The sequence below is a fragment of the Parageobacillus thermantarcticus genome, from assembly GCF_900111865.1.
GTDB classification, from domain to species: domain Bacteria; phylum Bacillota; class Bacilli; order Bacillales; family Anoxybacillaceae; genus Parageobacillus; species Parageobacillus thermantarcticus.
Genome location: NZ_FOJS01000002.1, coordinates 18,396 through 36,250 on the forward strand (window position 1 = coordinate 18,396; position 17,855 = coordinate 36,250).

Consider the following 17,855-nt stretch of genomic DNA (forward strand, 5'->3'; position numbering starts at 1 on the left):
TTCCTCTCCTCTTACAGCCGTTGAAACTCCGGCGTTTCCATCAGGCGCGCGAAAAATCGCTGTTTTGCTTCCCGATACGCTTCCATGCTTTTGCCTTCATATGCCTTTTTCAATTCGTCGTATTCCGCTCTGTACGTGTCATTTGCAAGCAGCACCTCGCGAAATTTCCAAAAAACGTCGAGCTCGGAACCAATGACGGTTAGTTGGACACCTAATGGCGGGTCGAGCGTATCATCTTGAAAAGCGCGGAAATAATCCGTCTGCACGCTTCCTTCGTTGATCTCATATAAAGTGGATAGCTTCTCAACAGCCGTGGTAAACAATTCTGCAGGAACCCGAACTTGAATGTCAAGGTCTCCTTTGGTAAGGCTGTTGGGAATCGTCGTGCTTCCGACATGCTGCACGTCCGCTTCCGGCAGCAAACGCAAAATTTTTTTCTTCTGTTTCAAAAATGTCTTTTCTGCTTGTTGGTAAAACGGCTCGTTTCCCGTCGTCGCAATCAAATGAACGCAGGAAATATGCTGCAGCTGATCAAGCAAATCTTCCACAATTGCTTTTCCGATGCCGCATCCTTGAAAATCGCGGTGAACGACGACATCGTAAATCGCCGCATTAAACACGCCATCGGAAAGCGCGCGGCCGAATCCGACGATGCGGCCGTCACAAAAGGCAAGTGTAATGATATTGCTTGCTTGAAATACCTGCTGGATGACTTCTTCCGTATGTTTTGTCCAGCCGATGGATTCGTACACATCTTTCATCTCCTGCCAATTTGCTCTGGATAAATCTCTATAGATGCGAAAGTTCACCGTGATCCCCCTCCATTTTTGAAATCATTTCTTTTTCAAGCACATTTGCAGCCGTCATTGCTTTTGTGCGGTACGTTTGTAATATCCGTTGCCAAACAATAGATATTATTGAAAAAAATGGTTCCGTCATGAACAATGATAAAACTTCAAAATGCAGCGAACGATATTTTCTGCGCCATTTGCACCTATTCGTTTATTCGATACGTATCCGGTTGTTTCCTGCCAAATAGTTGCATACACTACTTTCTCGCCGTATTATTTTATACAAACAAATACATAAAGAAAGGGTGCACACGGATGGCAAAACAACTGCCGCCAGGCCAGTTTGAAACGGAAAAATGGCCGATTCTCCATGAGGGGGATGTCTATCAATTTGATGAATCAACATGGGAATTCCGCTTATTTGGGGATGTGAAAGAAGAAGTCTCTCTTTCCTATCAGCAAGTGATGGAGCTGCCAAAAACGATAGCGACGATCGATATGCATTGTGTGACGACATGGTCGAAGTTTGATACAACGTTTGAAGGGATCGCTTTTCGCGAATTTTTGCGCTTTGTCGAACTGGAGCCGGATGTGAAGTACGTGAAAATTCACGGCTATTTAAACGGAGACCGCTTCGGCTATTCGGCGAACCTGCCGCTTGAAGCGCTCATGGGCGATGACGCGTTGTTTGTGTACCGCTGGAAAGATAAACATCATGACTGGCAGGATATTTCCCCAAAACATGGCTACCCGCTCCGCTTTATTCCGCCTGCATCTTTTTATTTATGGAAAGGAGCAAAATGGGCGTCGGGCATCCAGTTTATGAAAAAAGACGAGCCGGGATATTGGGAACAACGGGGCTATTCGATGACCGCCAATCCATTTAAAGAAGAACGGTTTGCCGATCAAGCCGGCACGTTGAAGTGGTGGTGACAGAACTTTCCGAACGAAAAACGAGGACCACTTCACTCAGGAAGGGTCCTCTTATTATGACTAAACATGATGGACTGCTGTTTGTTTTTGCAGCCACTGACTGAGCCGTACAAACAAAAGCATAAAGACAATGGCAATCATGGAGCCTTTTACCGCATTAAACGGCAAGATGGCAGAAATGATGAGCGCTTTTGTTTCCGGAGCGCTCATTGCCGGAGCGCCTAAAAAAATCGTATATGCCGGCAGAAACACGTAGTAGTTCAATACGCTCATCACCAGCGCCATTACGGCAGTGCCAGCGGCCAATCCAAGCAGCATGCCTTTTTTCGATTTTGTTTTGTGGTACACATAATACGTCGGCAAAATAAACGTAATCCCGGCCATGAAGTTAGCGATATGCCCGATTGGAACGCCGGTAGGGCTGCCGACTATGAAATAATTTAGCACGTTTTTTAGCAATTCCACGAACACTCCCGCCAGCGGTCCGTACAGAAGCGCGGCGATCAATGCTGGAACGTCGCTGAAATCGACCAATAAAAAGTTTGGAAATGGCGGAAGCGGAAAGTTTAACAGCATCAGCAAATATGAGACGGAGCTATATACTCCAATCAAGACAAACGCGCGAACATTCAGCTTTTTCATGTCTATTCTCCTCCCCTTCTCGTGATTCATCCTCACAAGAAGAAGGTTGCCGCTTGAGCATCAAATAAAAAACCCTTAAGTTTCACACTTAAGGGAGAAAAAGGCAAACTCAAACAGACGTTCGAACGCGCACCATTCGAACGCCGGCAAACCTTCATCTTCTCCCATCCAGACTATACTGTCGGCTCCGGATTTGCACCGGATCGTGCCTATACGGCTCGCGGGCTGAGAAGCACATTCGCTTCATCACCGCCGGTCGGGAATTTCACCCTGCCCCGAAGATGAATCCACATTATTTTTTTAACATTGTACCATTTTCATGGACATTGCGTCTACCATCTAGCTTACACAAACAGGAAACTCATCTTTGTCATACTGTATTTCCTATCGCCAACATCGCTTTTCATTTTTATGATAAAATAAAAGAGGAAAAAGATAGCAAATGTAAGGAGATGACGATCATGAAGGAAGAAATTATTGAACGTTTCACAAAGTATGTTCAAGTCAATACCCAGTCTGATCCGAACAGCGATACTTGCCCTTCCACTCCCGGACAGCTCGATCTTGGCAAGATGTTGGTGGAAGAATTAAAAGCAATCGGCATGGAAGAAGTGACGATGGACGAAAACGGATATGTGATGGCAACATTGCCGGCAAATACCGAGAAAGAGGTGCCGACGATCGGCTTTTTAGCACATATGGACACGGCGACCGAATTTACTGGCGCCAACGTAAAGCCGCAAATCGTCGAAAATTATGACGGCGGCGATATCATTTTAAACAAAGCGTTACATATTGTCCTTTCTCCAAAAGATTTCCCTGAACTTTCCAACTACAAAGGCCATACACTTATCACTACCGACGGCACGACATTGCTTGGCGCGGATAATAAAGCGGGAATCTCGGAAATTATGACGGCGATGTCCTACTTAATCCAGCACCCGGAAATTAAACACGGCAAAGTGCGCGTCGCGTTTACGCCAGATGAAGAAATCGGCAGAGGCCCGCATAAGTTTGATGTCGCTAAATTTGGCGCTAAATTTGCCTACACGGTCGACGGCGGCCCGCTCGGCGAATTGGAATACGAAAGCTTTAACGCCGCAGAAGCGAAAATCACGATCAAAGGGAAAAACGTCCATCCGGGGACGGCCAAAGGCAAAATGATCAACTCGATGAAAATCGCAATGGAATTTCATCGCCAGCTTCCTGCCAACGAAGCTCCTGAGCATACGGAAGGATACGAAGGATTTTACCATTTGCTTTCCTTCCAAGGAAACGTCGAAGAAACAACGCTTTATTACATTATCCGCGACTTTGACCGCCAGCAATTCGAAGCGCGCAAAGCGAAAATGCAGGAAATCGCGGCAAACTTGCAAAAAACGTACGGAAAAGAGCGGATTGTGATCGAGATCAAAGACCAATATTATAACATGCGCGAAAAAATCGAGCCGGTCCGCGAAATCGTCGATATCGCCTATGAGGCGATGAAAAACTTAAATATTGAACCGAAAATTACGCCGATCCGCGGCGGCACCGACGGTTCGCAGCTATCTTACATGGGGCTGCCGACGCCAAACATTTTCACCGGCGGCGAAAATTTCCATGGCCGCTATGAATATATTTCCGTCGATAACATGATCAAAGCGACGAACGTGATTATTGAAATTATCAAGCTGTTCGAGCAAAAAGCGTAACAGAAAAGCTGGTTCCAACTTCGTTTTGGAACCAGCTTCGTCTTTACCGCAACTTTTGTATGCGCCCTTCGATGCGAGCGGCAAACGGCTGCGGAAGCTGTTGAATATAAGCAGCGATGAGCGCATCCAAATCGACCGGTCCTGCCTCGCGGTTTTTTCCTTCTGTCAATACCGTAAAGTGATCCCCTCCATCAGCGAGAAAGCTGTTTACCGCAACGGTATATTCCGCATTTGGATCGAGTTTCGCACCATTTGGCAAATAAATATCAACAACTTTGTCCCCTATCGGTTTGCTTGCGTCCCAAGTATACGTGAGGCCGGAAATTTGCAGCATGCGCGTTTGATTCGGCTGCCATTGTTGGTTCAACAGTTTGCGGATTTGTCCTCCCGTAAGCGTCATTTTTACTAATTGATTGCCAAATGGCTGCACGTTATACAGCTCTCCCCATGTCACTTCCCCTTGCTCAATATCAGCACGAATGCCGCCAGGATTCATAAAGGCGAAGTCGGTTTTCAGCGCCGACCGCTGCGCGTCCGCAATCAAATTTCCTAATGCCGACTCACCGCTTGCATTTTGTTTGCTGGTAATCGTCGTTTGCGCTGTGCCGACGACTTGGTTAACAATCGGCGCGACCTTTTCTTCATACTTGCCGATTAGCTTCGCAATCTCCGCATCCGGCTTGATGCCGTCTTGATAAGTAGTCACGATTTCCGCTTTTTTCGCAACAATGTCTTTTGTTCGCGGGTCAATTTTTACATCCACATCGGAAAAAGCGGTCCCGTAAGAATATGATTGCACAAGCAACTTGCCGTCCACTTCCGCATTTAAATACGCATGATTATGGCCGGCAAAAATAACGTCTACTTCATCATCGACTTTTTTCGCAATGTCTACCACTTCTCCATTCGCATTGGAACCATCTTTATTGGAAACCCCCGGATTATGGGCGAGGACGACGATCGCACGCACCCCGCGCCGTTTTAGCTGTTTTGCCGCTTCGTTAATCGCTTTCGCTTCATCTGTAAACGAAACCCCCGCCACACCGCTTGCATCTACAATGCTTGGCGTATCGGACAAGACGACTCCGATAAAGCCAATCGGCATCCCGTTTACTCTTTTGATGACATAAGGCGGAAGAAGCGGTTTGCCTGTCTTTTTGTCGACCACGTTCGCGCTCACATATGGAAAATCCGCGCCACGAAAATATCCGGTTGTTAGATGTATCCCGCCGTAAATGAGGCGAAGCATTTCGTCGACCCCTTCATCAAATTCATGGTTCCCGAGCGTTCCGACATCAAAGCCTAGTTTATTTAAAAATTCGATCGTTGGCTCATCTTGCAGCAGCGCCGATACGGGCGAGCTAGCCCCAACCGCATCCCCCGCGTGCACAAGAAGCGTATTTTTGTTTTCCGCTTCCCGCTGCTTCAAATAAGCGGCTAAATAATCCGCGCGCCCGACCGCTTTTCCCCCGACGTTTCTTGTGACATCAAGCTGTCCGTGAAAATCGTTAATGCCTAGCAATTGCACATCAATATAGCGATGTGGATGCGCATCCGTTTTTACGCCGCCAGCTTTTCCATCCGCAAAAACGGTTCCGGAAGCGAGCGTAGCCGATAACATTAATGCAGGGAAACCCACTTTTAGCCATTTAGAGGAAAATCTCATTTCATTATTGCCCCTTTCCTTGTTTTTCTACCTATCATGAAAAATAATAGCGACAAACTGCTTATTTTCTGCGAAAATATTGTAAATTTTTTATAAATTTGTATAGCTTTTTTTCTAGTTTATACAACATTCATTCGTCCAAATCCTAACGTTGTATCAAATCCGGCTCCTAAGTCCAGTGGGGAAAAAAGCTTCGTGCGTTTACTTGTTACATAAATTCCCGCACTTCATCCATTCATTCAATGATAAGCGGTTGTAGCTTCCAATCATCGCTTGTTTTATCCTAACCATGCATAACAAAAAATCATGAATGCAAAAATACATTATATAAAAAGGAGTGTTAAACGTCATTCTCACCGATGTCGATGAAATCGGCGACGATATGCTAACAAATCCGCATTCACAGCTTATTAGTTTTACTGGTTCGACCGCCGTCGGCAAACATATCGGCGCGATTGCGGGCGGAATGTTAAAACGCGTCGCACTCGAACTTGGCGGCAACAACCCGTTTATCGTTCTCGCTGATGCCAACGTCGACCGCGCTGTTGATGCGGCGATATTCGGCAAGTTTATCCACCAAGGGCAAATTTGTATGATTATTAACCGCATCATCGTCCATCAAAACCATTATGACGAGTTTGTCGAAAAATTCGTCGAACGGGCGAAAGCGCTTCCCTATGGCGACCCGCGCGATCCAAAAACAGTCATCGGCCCATTGATTAACGAAAAACAAATCGAAAAAGCATTGGCGATCATGGAAGAAGCGAAAAAAGAAGGAGCGAAAATGGCGCTTGAAGGAAAGCGGATCGGCAACATTTTAACACCGACGGTATTCATCGATGTCGATAATCACAGCAAACTCGCGCAAACCGAATTGTTCTCTCCGATCGCGACCATCATTAAAGCCGCATCTGACGACGAGGCGATCGCGATGGCGAACGACACCGAATACGGTTTAAGTTCAGCGATTTTCACCGAAGATGTAAGCGAAGGCGAACAACTCGCCTTGCAAGTGGAAAGCGGCATGACACATATTAACGACCAGACGGTGAATGACAGCCCAACCGTTCCGTTTGGCGGCACGAAAGCGAGCGGAATCGGACGTTTTGGAAACCCGTGGGTTGTCGAAGAATTTACGATGACAAAATGGGTGTCGATTCAAAAAGAGTACCGCCGCTATCCGTTTTAGCAAAAAAAGAAAAAGGCTGGCCGCAAAGCAGCAACGCTTTCCGATCAGCCCTTTTTGCATTTTGTTTGCACGCCCGGCCGTTTTACAATGCGCAAGCAAAAAGGGGGCCATATCCGTTTCTCTCCAAGCAATCGTGTTCAATGCCCAAACAGCCTCTTATTTCTCCAATTGCCAAAACGATAGTACGAAAACGCGATCGCGCTGCTGATGAGAAAGCTAATCCCCATTCCAAGCGCAATGCCGTTTTCTCCGGCAAACTTAGAGCAAAGAAACGTAAGCGGATAACGCAGCACCCAAAACGAAATAATGTTCAACACAAGCACTTGGTACATCGCTCCGGATGCCCGCACAATGCCGTTTAACACAAAATTAATGCCTAAAAACGGATAAAACCAGCCGATCAGCCGCAAATATTCCGTGCCGAAACGGACCGCATCCGACTCTTCAATGAAAAGGCGAACAGCAGGCGCGGCAAACGCGTAAATCAAAATAATAATGAAACCCGTGACTGCCATATTATACAATACTCCGTACGCCGCAATGGAAGAAACCCGCTTCCAATTTCCTTTGCCAATGTTTTGTCCGGCCATGCTGTTGACAGCCGTTCCAAGCGCATGCGCCGGCAGCATAATTATGCTGTCAAGGCGCTGAGCCGCGCTGAACCCGGCAACGACGCTTTCGCCAAAAGAATTGACAACGCTCATAATCGCAGCGATTCCCGCCGAAATGACAGACATTTGCAATCCTGACGGAATGCCTAGCTTCAAAATCAGGCCTGTTTCTTTTTTTGTCGGCAGCTTTGGCAGCGAAAACGGTACGAGGCCGCGGCGCAAAATGGCATACATCCCGCATACAAATGACAATCCTTGCGACAAAATCGTCGCATACGCGGCCCCGCTTACCCCTAAATCCAGCCATGAAATAAAGAGCGGATCTAGCACCGCGTTTAACAAAACCGCCATGACGACAAATGCCAGCGGCGTTTTACTGTCACCAAGCGCCCGCAATATCGTTCCGATAAAGTTATAGCCAAACAAAAATATGATGCCGAGACAATTGATTCGCAAATATTCGCTTGCCTCGTCGATAATTTCTTTTGGCGTCCCGATCCAGCGCAAAATCGGCGTAGAGGCAAAAAATCCGAAAATCCCCATGATAAGCGACAACCCCGTCAACAACACAATAAACGCATTGACATACCTCTTTAATCCTTCATCGTCATTTCTTCCTTTTTGTTGCGACAAAATGGTTAAGGCGGCGTTATTCATGCCGATAATAAACGATAAAATCGTATAAATGACCGTGCTCGCCACCGCGACCGCCGCAAGGGAATCCGCTCCAAGCAAATTGCCGACCCAAAAGCTGTCGATAAATTGGTAAGAAACTTGCAATAAATTCGTAAACATAATTGGCAACGAAAAAACGATCATCTGTTTGGCAATGTTGCCTTCGGTAAAATCATATTGTCGAGCCATCGTCATCACCTAAAGACCTTTGTTAAAATGGGAATACCCCCTTGAAGCAAGGGGGTATTCATTATGCTTTCGTCCACTTGGATTGCAGCGGAATGCCGGCGGCTTTCAATGTCGTATACACCGGGCAGCGCGAATCGGTGATGCGCTATAATTCTTCGATCCGCTCTTGCGGCTCGTTCGTTTTTACTTTGGCGTGAATCGTGACTTGCTGGAAATACGGCTTCACGTTCGGATCGCCCATCAACCCCCGCGTGTCTATCGTCCCTTGAATGTCAAATTCGATTCCCTGCAAGTCGAAATTTAATTCTTTCGCCACCAAGTTAGCCACGACATTTTCGCAACCGGCAAGCGCGCTTAGCAACGTTGTCAACGGATCAGGTCCTGTATCTTGGCCGCCTATTGACGGCGGTTCGTCGATCGTGATCGTATGTTGTCTAGAGTGGACTACTGTTTGCATTCCTTTTGCGCTTCCTGTTACATGAAATGTCATTTCTTTTTTCATCGAAATACCTCCTCGCATTTTATAAATTTTCTTTTCCTTTCACACCGTTAATCGAGTAGCTTGCCGTAATGTTGGCATTTAACGAATGAGCTACAGAGCAGTACTTCTCTTTAGACAATTGAATAGCGCGAATCACTTTATCTTCCGGCAAATCCCCTTCCAACGCGTAATGAATATGGATATCGGTAAACCGTTTCGGATGATCGCTAGCGCGCGTCCCCTCCACTTCCATATAAAACGAACGAACTTCAAGCCGCATTTTTTTCAAAATCGATATGATGTCAATTCCCGTACATCCGGCAAGCCCGTGCAAAAGCAATTCCATCGGCCTCGCTCCGGAATCTTGCCCCCCTGCTTCTTTGGAGGCGTCAATTGGAATTTGCACGCCTGATGCGCTCATCCCTGTAAACGACATTTGCCCGTTCCATGTTACTTTCGCTTTCATTTTCTTTTCTTCCTCCTCTTTCTGCTCAGGCGATAAAAAATAACATAAGATATTATCAAGTTTACTTTGTCAAAACAATAAATGCAAAAAAATACTTTGCCGCCGCTATGTTTTATTTTCCTATCTACCGTTTTTTTTGATGCATGATAAAATAAAAACATGCATGAATTTAATAAAAAGTAAAGGGTGTCGGGATATTGATGGAAAAAGCGCTTATTTTAATCGCAGCTTACCTTCTTGGCTCGATTCCGTTCGCGCTCCTTGTCGGAAAAATCGGATACGGAATCGATATTCGCGAGCATGGAAGCGGCAATTTAGGTGGGACAAACACGTTTCGTGTGCTCGGAGTAAAAGCGGGGCTTATCGTCACATGCGGGGATATGTTGAAAGGAACATTGGCGGCAAGCCTGCCCATGTTGTTCTCTGTTCACGTCCACCCGCTGTTGGCAGGAGTGTGCGCGGTTCTTGGGCATATTTACCCGGTCTTTGCGAAATTTCGCGGCGGAAAAGCAGTCGCAACATCGGCCGGGGTAATGCTGTTTTATTCGCCGTTTTTATTCGTTTCCCTTCTCGTTGTTTTTTTCATCGTTTTATATATTTCCAAATATGTCTCACTATCTTCGATGTCAGCTGGAGCGTATGCGGTCGTTTACACGGTTTTCTTCACTGATGACATTCCGCTAATGATTGCGGTATTATTATTAGCGGCGTTTATTTTTTACCGCCACCGCGCGAACATCAAACGCATCATCAACAAAACGGAGCCAAAAGTCAAATGGTTAGGTGGGAAATCGAACAAGCGATCAAGTGCATAATAAAAATAATCCATTTGATCAGACAGGAAAGGAGTTGGATCATTGAAACTACCAAGCGAATTCGTCGCAAAAATGGAGAAGCTTTTGCAAGACGAAGCTTCTCGTTTTTTTTCGACATATGATGAAGAAAAAGCGAACGGATTGCGGTTCAATCCGTTGAAAATCGACCGGGAAACGTTTTTAGCACTCATCCCGTTTGCGCTTTCCCCCGTGCCGTTTTGCCCGACTGGCTTTTATTATGATGCAGACGAACAGCCCGGAAAACATCCGTATCATGCGGCAGGGCTCTATTACATCCAAGAACCGAGCGCGATGTTTGTGGCGGAGGTGTTAAAACCGAATCCGGGAGAAACGGTGCTCGACCTTTGTGCCGCACCCGGCGGAAAAACGACGCAGCTTGCAGCAATGATGAAAAACCAAGGGCTGATTGTAGCGAATGAAATTCATCCGAAACGTGCCAGAGCGCTCTCGGAAAACATTGAGCGGTTTGGCATCACCAACGCGCTTGTTACGAATGAAACGCCAGAAAAACTTGTTAAACATTTCCAAGGATTTTTTGATAAAATTTTAGTCGACGCTCCATGTTCGGGGGAAGGCATGTTTCGCAAGGATAAAAAAGCCGTTCGATTTTGGAGCCAAGCGGACGTCGAACAATACGCCGACAAACAACGGTATATTTTAGACTACGCTTACGACATGTTAAAAGAAGGCGGCGTTCTCGTTTATTCGACCTGCACGTTTTCACCCGAAGAAAACGAACAAACCATCGAAGCTTTTTTGCAAACACATGATGATTTGGAATTGCTATCGATTGAAAAAATTCATGGCATCCAGCCGGGAAGGCGGGAATGGACAAACACCGGCTTGGCGGAAATCGAACGAACAGCCCGGCTATGGCCGCATTGCTTGAAAGGGGAAGGACACTTTGTCGCAAAAATAAAAAAAACGGGTCCTGCCCCTTCTTGGAAAGGCAGCTATGCCAAACCAAATGTTCCTAAACAAATACTTCGCGAATATTTGCAATTTGAACAAGATGTATTGCAAATAGCGCTCGAAAAAACGATGTATGCTTTTCAACACCATCTCTTTGCTTTACCGGATCATTGTCCAAGCCTCGATGGCCTAAAAATAGTACGGGCGGGACTGCACGTCGGAGAAGCGAAAAAGCAGCGGTTTGTGCCGAACCACGCGCTCGCTTTATCGCTAAAGCCGCAAGACGTCCGTTACTCCCTTGATTTGTCCAGCGACAGCGGCGAATGTTTCAAATATTTGCGCGGGGAAACGCTTTTGACGGGAGAAGACCGCGGCTGGCTGCTTGTGACCGTTGACGGATACCCGCTCGGCTGGGGGAAAGAAGTGAAAGGAATTTTAAAAAATTTTTACCCAAAAGGATTGCGAATGTATGCATAGAAAGGGTGTCCCGTCGCTTTCGGGACACCCTTATTTACTGCCGTTATACGTATCAAACGATGAAAAACACTATACACGTTTGAGTCAGCCGCAGTTTTACGGATGCTGAACGGGTATCGTCAGCGTAAATACGATTTCATCGCGTTTTAAGTCAATTTTTTTAGCGGCAATTTGATAGCCGTTTCGAAAGCGGATGTCGGTGAGCGCTATATAAACACGGTTCACGCTTGGATCGATGATAACTTCATCCGGAAGCGGCGCATGTTTGCTTAAATATTTTAATACATAAGTGACGGGCAGCTTCCAATCGCCCAATAATATTTCCGGATGTTGGAGTTCGACGTCTCCCCCTTTGACGACTTTCGGAACAAAAGAAACCGTTAACGCAACATCGCGGCCAAATACCGGAAGCTTGCTCGCTACATACACACGGTCGTCAAGCCAAACGCGGTATTGCGCCGGATGGCCGTCCGTTTTCTTGCGTATATAGTCATTGATCACCATATTCAGATGTTCCTTATTGGAATATACCGTAAAAGAAGCTCCGTTTATTTTTTTTGGAGACGGTATCGATATCGGCTTCGAAGGCTGAAACAGCCAAGCACAAATCAGCGCAACTACGGCAATGTCGAAGATGACTAACGTCCAAAACAACTTTTTCCAATTCATTCTTCCAATCTCCCTAACCACATTTGTTCGTGTTGTTCCAATTGTTCATACACACGTCTTGCGATTAATTCATAACCGACTTCATTCGGATGAAATTGGTCGCTATATAACACATCATCGCGGCCATCAAATAAATCTTTCACATTGACAAAAATCGTCCGGTCATAGCGCGCCAAAACCGCTTTGCTCCCATTATTCCACAATTCAATCACATCGTCGATTTCCGGAATGTTCGGAAGCGAGCTAGAAAATGGGTTGTATAAACCAACAAGGACGATCGTAGCGTCGCGATTCGTCGCGCGGATCGTTGCCAAAAGGTGATCTAGCCGCTTGGCAAACCGTTTTTGCTCCTTCGCAAATAAAGTGTACGATAAATCAAAAAAATGGGAGCGAACAATTTTCATGATATCATTTCCGCCGATGGTAATAAAAATAAGATCCGCCTTCCGGACTTCGTCTAGATTTTTCGCTACGATAGGATCGAGCTGGGAAAGCCGTAATCCCCGCTTTCCTAAATTGATGACCGAAAGCGTCCGCACCCCTTTATGCTGTAAAAATCGTTGGCGCAACCGTGAAACATATCCGCCTTTTTGTTCGTGATCCCCTACTCCTTCCGTTAGTGAATCGCCAAGAGCAAGCAGACGAATATCTTTTGGAAAAAAATCATCGGCAACCGTCCGCGGCGCTAGCTTCACTTCCCGTTCAGGCAAGCTTTCAATGTTAATGGTCTGCCTAGAAGAACATCCAGCGCAATAAAGCAATAATAAAAAAAGCAATCCCCATTTTTTCATTTTCTTCTACACCTGTCCTCTCGAAAAAAACGCGAAAAGGCAAAAATGCGCCTACATTTTTGCCTCCCTATGACGACTGCAAAATTTCGATATGTTCTAAAATTCGTTCGTACGGAACGTCTTGTGCCCCGCTATACGTTTGCACGATCGTGCCATTTTGGTCAACGAGATAAAAATTCGTTCCGTGGATCACTTGATCCTGATTTTTCGGTTTTTGCACAATCGTTTTAAAGTTTTTCTCGGCGAATTGTCCAATTTCTTGCTGGCTGTACCCTGTAAGCAAATGCCAATTAGCTAAATCTCCGTCAAATTTTTTCACATACTCTTTCAGCTTCTCCGGCGTATCTACTTCTGGATCAACACTAAAGGATACAAATTCGACATCAAGTCCTTCCTCTTTCACCATATCCTGCAACTTGGCCATATTCGCTGTCATTGGCGGACAGACGGTTTCACAGTTGGTAAAAATAAAATCAGCGACCCATACTTTTCCTTTTAAATCGTTTAAACCAAACGGTTTTCCGTTTTGATCCGTAAATGTAAAATCGCTAATTGGCCAATTTTTTGCATCAGGAATCGTTTTTCCGCACGCAGCAAGAAGAACAACTGCGAGAAGAATGATCATTCGCTTCATCTTTTTCTTCACCCGTTTTTTCCATTCTTGCGGTTTCCAGTTCAACGACGTTGTTTCAACAATGCAAATTGGTGAACCGTTCATAACTACCATACCATTATACAACGAAACGAGGAAAATTCCTATAAAAATCTAGAGAATCAGCCATTTTTATTGGTCAAGCACTTAATATTGCGTAATTCTGCAAATGTAAAATACCGCGTTTTCCACGTTTCTTTTGATGCAAATTTCCACGATTGGCAGCTGCAACGAATTTGCGCAACACAGGCGCTTGAATCAAGTGATTGTATAAAATTCCGCACTCCGTCCAGTGAACTTGGAAATCGCTTTTTGCGCCTTCTTTTTCCACAATTTCTAGGACATCATCTCTTTCGCCGCTATCATCTAATTAATTATCATACCAATCATTTGTGTGGAATGTTTGAAAAAATATTGAAAGACAAATGAACTCATTAAACAACGTTTTGGAAAACGGATAACATCTATCCTCATTACTGACAAAAATGGAAAAATAAAAAGTTGTTTTGCCGAAGCAAAACAACTTTTCCCGATTTTAGGCATTATGTTTTAAAACATCGGTCTTAAAAATTTGCTCATACAGAGACCATTTTAACACTTTTTTTAAATATTCACGAAACGAGTAAACGGTACGAACGTCGCGGGATCGATATACTTTGGCAATAAACGTTTCTAAACGCAACTGAATCATAAACCGATATGTGTTATCTTCCTCCAATACAGGAATTTCAATAATCTTCACTTTCTGCCCATAAGCATTTTTAAACTCTAGGCTTTTGAATAGCAAAATATCAATCCTCTTTTTTCACCGATTTACTTTTATTATACACGAAATCGGCGAAAAAGCATGTCGGAAATGCACAAAATATTTGCGACTTTTTTCGCGCTTTGCTAAATGAGCAAATGGAATAAATTTGGGTCTTTATTGACTTCTTGGAACGGAAATCCTTTTTTCTTCATGCGCTCGATGAGCGGAGCGTAATCTTCACGGCGTTTTAATTCGATGCCGACCAACGCCGGGCCGTTTTCTTTGTTATTTTTCTTCGTGTATTCAAATCGGGTAATATCATCGGTAGGCCCTAATACTTCATCTAAAAATTCGCGGAGCGCACCGGCACGCTGCGGAAAATTGACGATAAAATAATGCTGCAGCCCTTCGTAAATCATCGAACGCTCTTTAATTTCCTGCATTCGGTCAATGTCGTTGTTTCCTCCGCTGACGACACAGACAACCGTTTTTCCGCGGATTTTGTCTTTGTAAAAATCAAGTGCCGCAATCGGAAGCGCCCCCGCCGGTTCAGCGACGATCGCGTTTTCGTTATATAGTTCTAAAATCGTTGTGCATACTTTTCCTTCCGGCACGACAACAATATCGTCAATGATTTCTTTACAAAGCGCGTACGTTTTTTCGCCAACCGTTTTGACCGCCGCCCCGTCCACAAATTTATCAATCTCTTCCAATGTCACAACATGCCCTTGTTCGAGGGCGGCTTTCATCGATGGCGCTCCTTCTGGTTCGACACCGATGATTTTTGTCGCTGGAGAAATGCTTTTCACATATGTACCAAGTCCAGCAATCAATCCGCCGCCACCGATGCTCGCAAACACAAAATCGATCGGCTCTTCGCAATCGTTCAACATTTCCACACCGATCGTTCCTTGCCCGGCGATGACATATTCATCGTCAAACGGATGGATAAACGTACGCCCTTCTTTTTTGGCGCATTCCATTGCTTCGTTAAACGAATCGTCAAACGTATCGCCTACTAAAACGATATCGACCATCTCTTTTCCGAACAGTTCTACTTGTGACACTTTTTGTCTCGGCGTTGTCGCCGGCATGTACACCTTTCCGTGCACGCCTAACGCGCGACACGAATATGCCACCCCCTGCGCATGATTTCCTGCGCTGGCACAGACGATGCCGTTTTTCCGTTCTTCTTCGCTTAAATGTTTCATCCGGTTGTACGCGCCGCGAATTTTAAAAGAGCGAACCACTTGCAAATCTTCCCGCTTCAAATATACGTTACATTCGTAACGTTCCGACAATAATGGGTTTTTTTGTAGCGGAGTATGGTGTACAACATCTTTTAACGTATGATGAGCGATTAAAATATCTTCAACATAAACGGTTCCTTGTTTTCGTTTCAGTTGTTGTTCCATGCTTTCTTTCCCTTTCTTTCTAAGTTGTCTTTTTAATTTGTAAATTATAGCACAAATTTTAAAAAAAGAAAGGGAATTTTCGAAAAGTTTGTGAAAACATTTATGTTTCACGGCAATATGGCGATACATGCCCCGCGTTTTTGCGCATCACATGAAAAGACGACCTCTTATGTGCGGTCGTCTTTGTCTTGATCGTTTTCATATTCCTCGGCAAACTCCGTTGCCCAGCTTCCTTCGCCATGCCACTGATATGCTTGTGCTTCTCTTGCCTTATCAAGCACACGGTCTTCCATCAACAGGTGAAAAAACGCTTCGATCGCGCCAATCGCCAGCGCGCAAAAGAACGAAGCGTACGCCATATACACCGTCGGCTCGAACAACATGGAACTGGCAAGCCAAATCAACAAAAATGCAAGCGGCATATCGGCGACCGCTGCTGCTAAATTGCCAAAGCGCGGCAAAATCAATAAATCGCCGATAATATAAGCAACAGCAGCGGTTCCTGCCGTCATAATGAATATCGGAAGCAGTGGAGCATCAAAAATGGTGAAAATTGAAAGTAGAACTACACTCCATGCGACAAATTTAAGCGCCAATGAAACGACGTGTTTCATCATATTCCTCCATTTCCATTCACCGTTTACGGTTATCGTTCCATTTTGGCGCCGTTTCTATTCGATTAGAAACGAAAAACGTGCTCCGCCAATAGCGAAACACGTTAATGTTTGCGTTCATAAACGGTAAACGCGTAATCATATCGATTTTTTTCATCTTTGATTCCTTTCGTATAGGAAACGAGCTGCCACTTTGACTCATCGAAAGCCGGATAAAACGTATCGCCAGGGAAACTCGCCTCAATTTTTGTAATATAAAGACGTTCGGCAAACGGCAATGTCGCTTGAAACAATTCCGCACCGCCAATGACAAACACTTCATCGTTGCGCTTGGCGACAAACTGATGAACCTCTTCGAGCGAATGGAGCACCGTGCATCCTTCCGCTTGAAACGACCGATTCCGCGTGACAACCACATTTTCTCTTCCCGGAAGCGGCCGCCCGATCGATTCGAATGTTTTGCGTCCCATAATAATAGCGTGTCCCATCGTTACTTTTTTAAAATGCGCCAAATCGGCGGGCAAATGCCATGGCAGGCGATTGTCTTTGCCGATGACGCGGTTTTGATCCATGGCGACAATATGTGAAATCATCGTATCTCCCCTTTATACGGCGACCGGTGCTTTAATATGCGGATGCGGGTCATAGCCGACAATTTCAAAATCCTCAAACTTGTATTCAAAAATCGAAGCGGGCTTCCGTTTGATCACCAGCTTTGGAAGCGGCCGCGGCTCTCTCGTCAGCTGCAATTTCGCTTGTTCAATATGATTTTTATACAGATGGACATCACCGCCATTGAAAATCAATTCACCGACGTCTAAATCGCACTGTTGGGCGATCATATGCGTCAACAGCGCGTAGCTGGCAATATTAAACGGCAATCCTAAAAACGTATCGACGGAGCGTTGCTGCCACATGCAAGAGAGCTTTCCGTCAGCGACATAAAATTGAAACGCGTAATGGCAAGGCGGCAATTTCATGTTATCTAATTCTGCCACGTTCCATGCGCTTACTAATAAGCGGCGGGAATTCGGATTTCGTTTAATTTCTTCAATCACCCAGCTGATTTGATCCACCGTTTTCCCGTCCGCCCCTTTCCAAGAACGCCATTGCGCGCCGTATATCGGGCCTAAATCGCCGTTTTCATCGGCCCATTCGTCCCAAATCGTAACCCCGTTTTCCTGCAAATAACGGACGTTCGTATCTCCCTTTAGAAACCATAATAATTCGTAAATGATCGAGCGAATATGTAATTTTTTCGTTGTTAAAAGCGGGAAGCCTTCTTGCAAATCAAAGCGAAGTTGACGGCCAAAAACGGATAATGTCCCGACTCCGGTGCGGTCGTCTTTTTCTATTCCATTTTCTAAAATATCTTCCAATAGTTGTAAATATTGACGCAATGTT

General features: G+C 45.3%; 17 protein-coding genes, 2 pseudogenes and 1 riboswitch. Of the genes and pseudogenes, 5 read left to right on the forward strand and 14 right to left on the reverse strand.

Translation table 11 applies throughout. The features are described from left to right. Positions 1 to 11 precede the first annotated feature (11 nt). The gene (locus tag BM278_RS19550; RefSeq protein WP_425272956.1) at positions 12 to 809 is read right to left on the reverse strand and encodes a GNAT family N-acetyltransferase; all 798 of its coding nucleotides are present in this window, start codon (positions 807 to 809) and stop codon (positions 12 to 14) included. A 297-nt stretch (positions 810 to 1,106) separates the two neighbouring features. Between BM278_RS19550 and BM278_RS02140 the strand changes: the two genes are divergently transcribed. Beyond that, the gene (locus tag BM278_RS02140) at positions 1,107 to 1,724 is read left to right on the forward strand and encodes a sulfite oxidase-like oxidoreductase (RefSeq protein WP_090947764.1); all 618 of its coding nucleotides are present in this window, start codon (positions 1,107 to 1,109) and stop codon (positions 1,722 to 1,724) included. 60 nt (positions 1,725 to 1,784) lie between these two features. Here BM278_RS02140 and BM278_RS02145 read toward each other — a convergent pair whose 3' ends face one another. Beyond that, positions 1,785 to 2,366: an ECF transporter S component gene (locus BM278_RS02145; protein ID WP_090947765.1), complete on the reverse strand. Its 582-nt coding sequence runs from the start codon at positions 2,364 to 2,366 to the stop codon at positions 1,785 to 1,787. 152 nt (positions 2,367 to 2,518) lie between these two features. After that, positions 2,519 to 2,653: riboswitch (FMN riboswitch) on the reverse strand. Between the two features lie 174 nt (positions 2,654 to 2,827). Between BM278_RS02145 and pepT the strand changes: the two genes are divergently transcribed. Continuing rightward, entirely contained in the window at positions 2,828 to 4,060 is a 1,233-nt protein-coding gene (gene pepT / locus BM278_RS02150; protein ID WP_090947766.1) for a peptidase T, read from the forward strand. A 43-nt stretch (positions 4,061 to 4,103) separates the two neighbouring features. On the opposite strand, the gene BM278_RS02155 is transcribed toward pepT, so the two are convergent. Next, a complete protein-coding gene (locus BM278_RS02155; protein WP_090947767.1) occupies positions 4,104 to 5,726 on the reverse strand; it encodes a bifunctional metallophosphatase/5'-nucleotidase in 1,623 nt (540 codons plus the stop codon). 334 nt (positions 5,727 to 6,060) lie between these two features. Here BM278_RS02155 and BM278_RS02160 point away from each other — a divergent pair. Beyond that, positions 6,061 to 6,915, forward strand: a pseudogene (locus tag BM278_RS02160) (aldehyde dehydrogenase family protein); the annotation flags it as partial. Between the two features lie 137 nt (positions 6,916 to 7,052). On the opposite strand, the gene BM278_RS02165 reads toward BM278_RS02160, so the two are convergent. From BM278_RS02165 to BM278_RS02175, 3 genes and pseudogenes are all read right to left on the reverse strand, one after another. Beyond that, complete coding sequence (locus BM278_RS02165; protein ID WP_090947916.1) at positions 7,053 to 8,390, reverse strand: MATE family efflux transporter; 1,338 nt, start codon at positions 8,388 to 8,390, stop codon at positions 7,053 to 7,055. Between the two features lie 61 nt (positions 8,391 to 8,451). Further along, a pseudogene (locus BM278_RS02170) lies at positions 8,452 to 8,892 on the reverse strand (OsmC family protein). 19 nt (positions 8,893 to 8,911) lie between these two features. Continuing rightward, complete coding sequence (locus BM278_RS02175) at positions 8,912 to 9,337, reverse strand: OsmC family protein (RefSeq protein WP_090947768.1); 426 nt, start codon at positions 9,335 to 9,337, stop codon at positions 8,912 to 8,914. Between the two features lie 200 nt (positions 9,338 to 9,537). On the opposite strand from BM278_RS02175, the gene plsY reads away from it, so the two are divergent. Next, positions 9,538 to 10,152 (forward strand): glycerol-3-phosphate 1-O-acyltransferase PlsY, encoded by a 615-nt coding sequence (plsY, locus tag BM278_RS02180; RefSeq protein ID WP_090947769.1) that lies wholly within the window; start codon positions 9,538 to 9,540, stop codon positions 10,150 to 10,152. Positions 10,153 to 10,194: 42 nt separating this feature from the next. Further along, on the forward strand, positions 10,195 to 11,562 hold the full coding sequence (locus tag BM278_RS02185) for an RsmF rRNA methyltransferase first C-terminal domain-containing protein (protein ID WP_090947770.1): 1,368 nt from the start codon (positions 10,195 to 10,197) through the stop codon (positions 11,560 to 11,562). Between the two features lie 96 nt (positions 11,563 to 11,658). Here BM278_RS02185 and BM278_RS02190 read toward each other — a convergent pair whose 3' ends face one another. The 8 genes from BM278_RS02190 to thyA form a co-directional block, all read right to left on the reverse strand. Then, a complete protein-coding gene (locus BM278_RS02190; protein ID WP_090947771.1) occupies positions 11,659 to 12,231 on the reverse strand; it encodes a YpmS family protein in 573 nt (190 codons plus the stop codon). Beyond that, on the reverse strand, positions 12,228 to 13,022 hold the full coding sequence (locus BM278_RS02195; protein ID WP_090947772.1) for an SGNH/GDSL hydrolase family protein: 795 nt from the start codon (positions 13,020 to 13,022) through the stop codon (positions 12,228 to 12,230). The genes BM278_RS02190 and BM278_RS02195 overlap by 4 nt, the downstream gene beginning before the upstream one ends. A gap of 67 nt (positions 13,023 to 13,089) precedes the next feature. Next, entirely contained in the window at positions 13,090 to 13,656 is a 567-nt protein-coding gene (locus BM278_RS02200) for an SCO family protein (protein ID WP_090947917.1), read from the reverse strand. Between the two features lie 553 nt (positions 13,657 to 14,209). Further along, complete coding sequence (locus tag BM278_RS02210; protein ID WP_090947774.1) at positions 14,210 to 14,461, reverse strand: YpmP family protein; 252 nt, start codon at positions 14,459 to 14,461, stop codon at positions 14,210 to 14,212. 104 nt (positions 14,462 to 14,565) lie between these two features. After that, positions 14,566 to 15,837 carry a threonine ammonia-lyase IlvA gene (gene ilvA, locus BM278_RS02215; protein ID WP_090947918.1) on the reverse strand — a complete coding sequence of 424 codons (1,272 nt, stop codon included), beginning with the start codon at positions 15,835 to 15,837 and terminating at the stop codon, positions 14,566 to 14,568. Between the two features lie 167 nt (positions 15,838 to 16,004). Further along, the gene (locus BM278_RS02220; RefSeq protein ID WP_090947775.1) at positions 16,005 to 16,451 is read right to left on the reverse strand and encodes a YndM family protein; all 447 of its coding nucleotides are present in this window, start codon (positions 16,449 to 16,451) and stop codon (positions 16,005 to 16,007) included. Between the two features lie 104 nt (positions 16,452 to 16,555). Beyond that, positions 16,556 to 17,044, reverse strand: coding sequence for a dihydrofolate reductase (locus BM278_RS02225; protein WP_090947776.1), 489 nt, complete (start codon positions 17,042 to 17,044; stop codon positions 16,556 to 16,558). A gap of 12 nt (positions 17,045 to 17,056) precedes the next feature. Beyond that, a complete protein-coding gene (gene thyA / locus BM278_RS02230; protein WP_090947919.1) occupies positions 17,057 to 17,851 on the reverse strand; it encodes a thymidylate synthase in 795 nt (264 codons plus the stop codon). Positions 17,852 to 17,855 lie beyond the last annotated feature (4 nt).

What these genes read in the sequence shown, in the direction of transcription:
- BM278_RS02190 (WP_090947771.1), bottom strand. Translation starts at nt 12,231, where the DNA reads ATGAATTGGAAAAAGTTGTTTTGGACGTTAGTCATCTTCGACATTGCC.
- BM278_RS02165 (WP_090947916.1), bottom strand. Translation starts at nt 8,390, where the DNA reads ATGGCTCGACAATATGATTTTACCGAAGGCAACATTGCCAAACAGATG.
- BM278_RS02220 (WP_090947775.1), bottom strand. Translation starts at nt 16,451, where the DNA reads ATGAAACACGTCGTTTCATTGGCGCTTAAATTTGTCGCATGGAGTGTA.
- BM278_RS02155 (WP_090947767.1), bottom strand. Translation starts at nt 5,726, where the DNA reads ATGAGATTTTCCTCTAAATGGCTAAAAGTGGGTTTCCCTGCATTAATG.
- BM278_RS02145 (WP_090947765.1), bottom strand. Translation starts at nt 2,366, where the DNA reads ATGAAAAAGCTGAATGTTCGCGCGTTTGTCTTGATTGGAGTATATAGC.
- BM278_RS02225 (WP_090947776.1), bottom strand. Translation starts at nt 17,044, where the DNA reads ATGATTTCACATATTGTCGCCATGGATCAAAACCGCGTCATCGGCAAA.
- BM278_RS02175 (WP_090947768.1), bottom strand. Translation starts at nt 9,337, where the DNA reads ATGAAAGCGAAAGTAACATGGAACGGGCAAATGTCGTTTACAGGGATG.
- pepT (WP_090947766.1), top strand. Translation starts at nt 2,828, where the DNA reads ATGAAGGAAGAAATTATTGAACGTTTCACAAAGTATGTTCAAGTCAAT.
- BM278_RS02200 (WP_090947917.1), bottom strand. Translation starts at nt 13,656, where the DNA reads ATGAAGCGAATGATCATTCTTCTCGCAGTTGTTCTTCTTGCTGCGTGC.
- BM278_RS02195 (WP_090947772.1), bottom strand. Translation starts at nt 13,022, where the DNA reads ATGAAAAAATGGGGATTGCTTTTTTTATTATTGCTTTATTGCGCTGGA.
- plsY (WP_090947769.1), top strand. Translation starts at nt 9,538, where the DNA reads ATGGAAAAAGCGCTTATTTTAATCGCAGCTTACCTTCTTGGCTCGATT.
- ilvA (WP_090947918.1), bottom strand. Translation starts at nt 15,837, where the DNA reads ATGGAACAACAACTGAAACGAAAACAAGGAACCGTTTATGTTGAAGAT.
- BM278_RS02140 (WP_090947764.1), top strand. Translation starts at nt 1,107, where the DNA reads ATGGCAAAACAACTGCCGCCAGGCCAGTTTGAAACGGAAAAATGGCCG.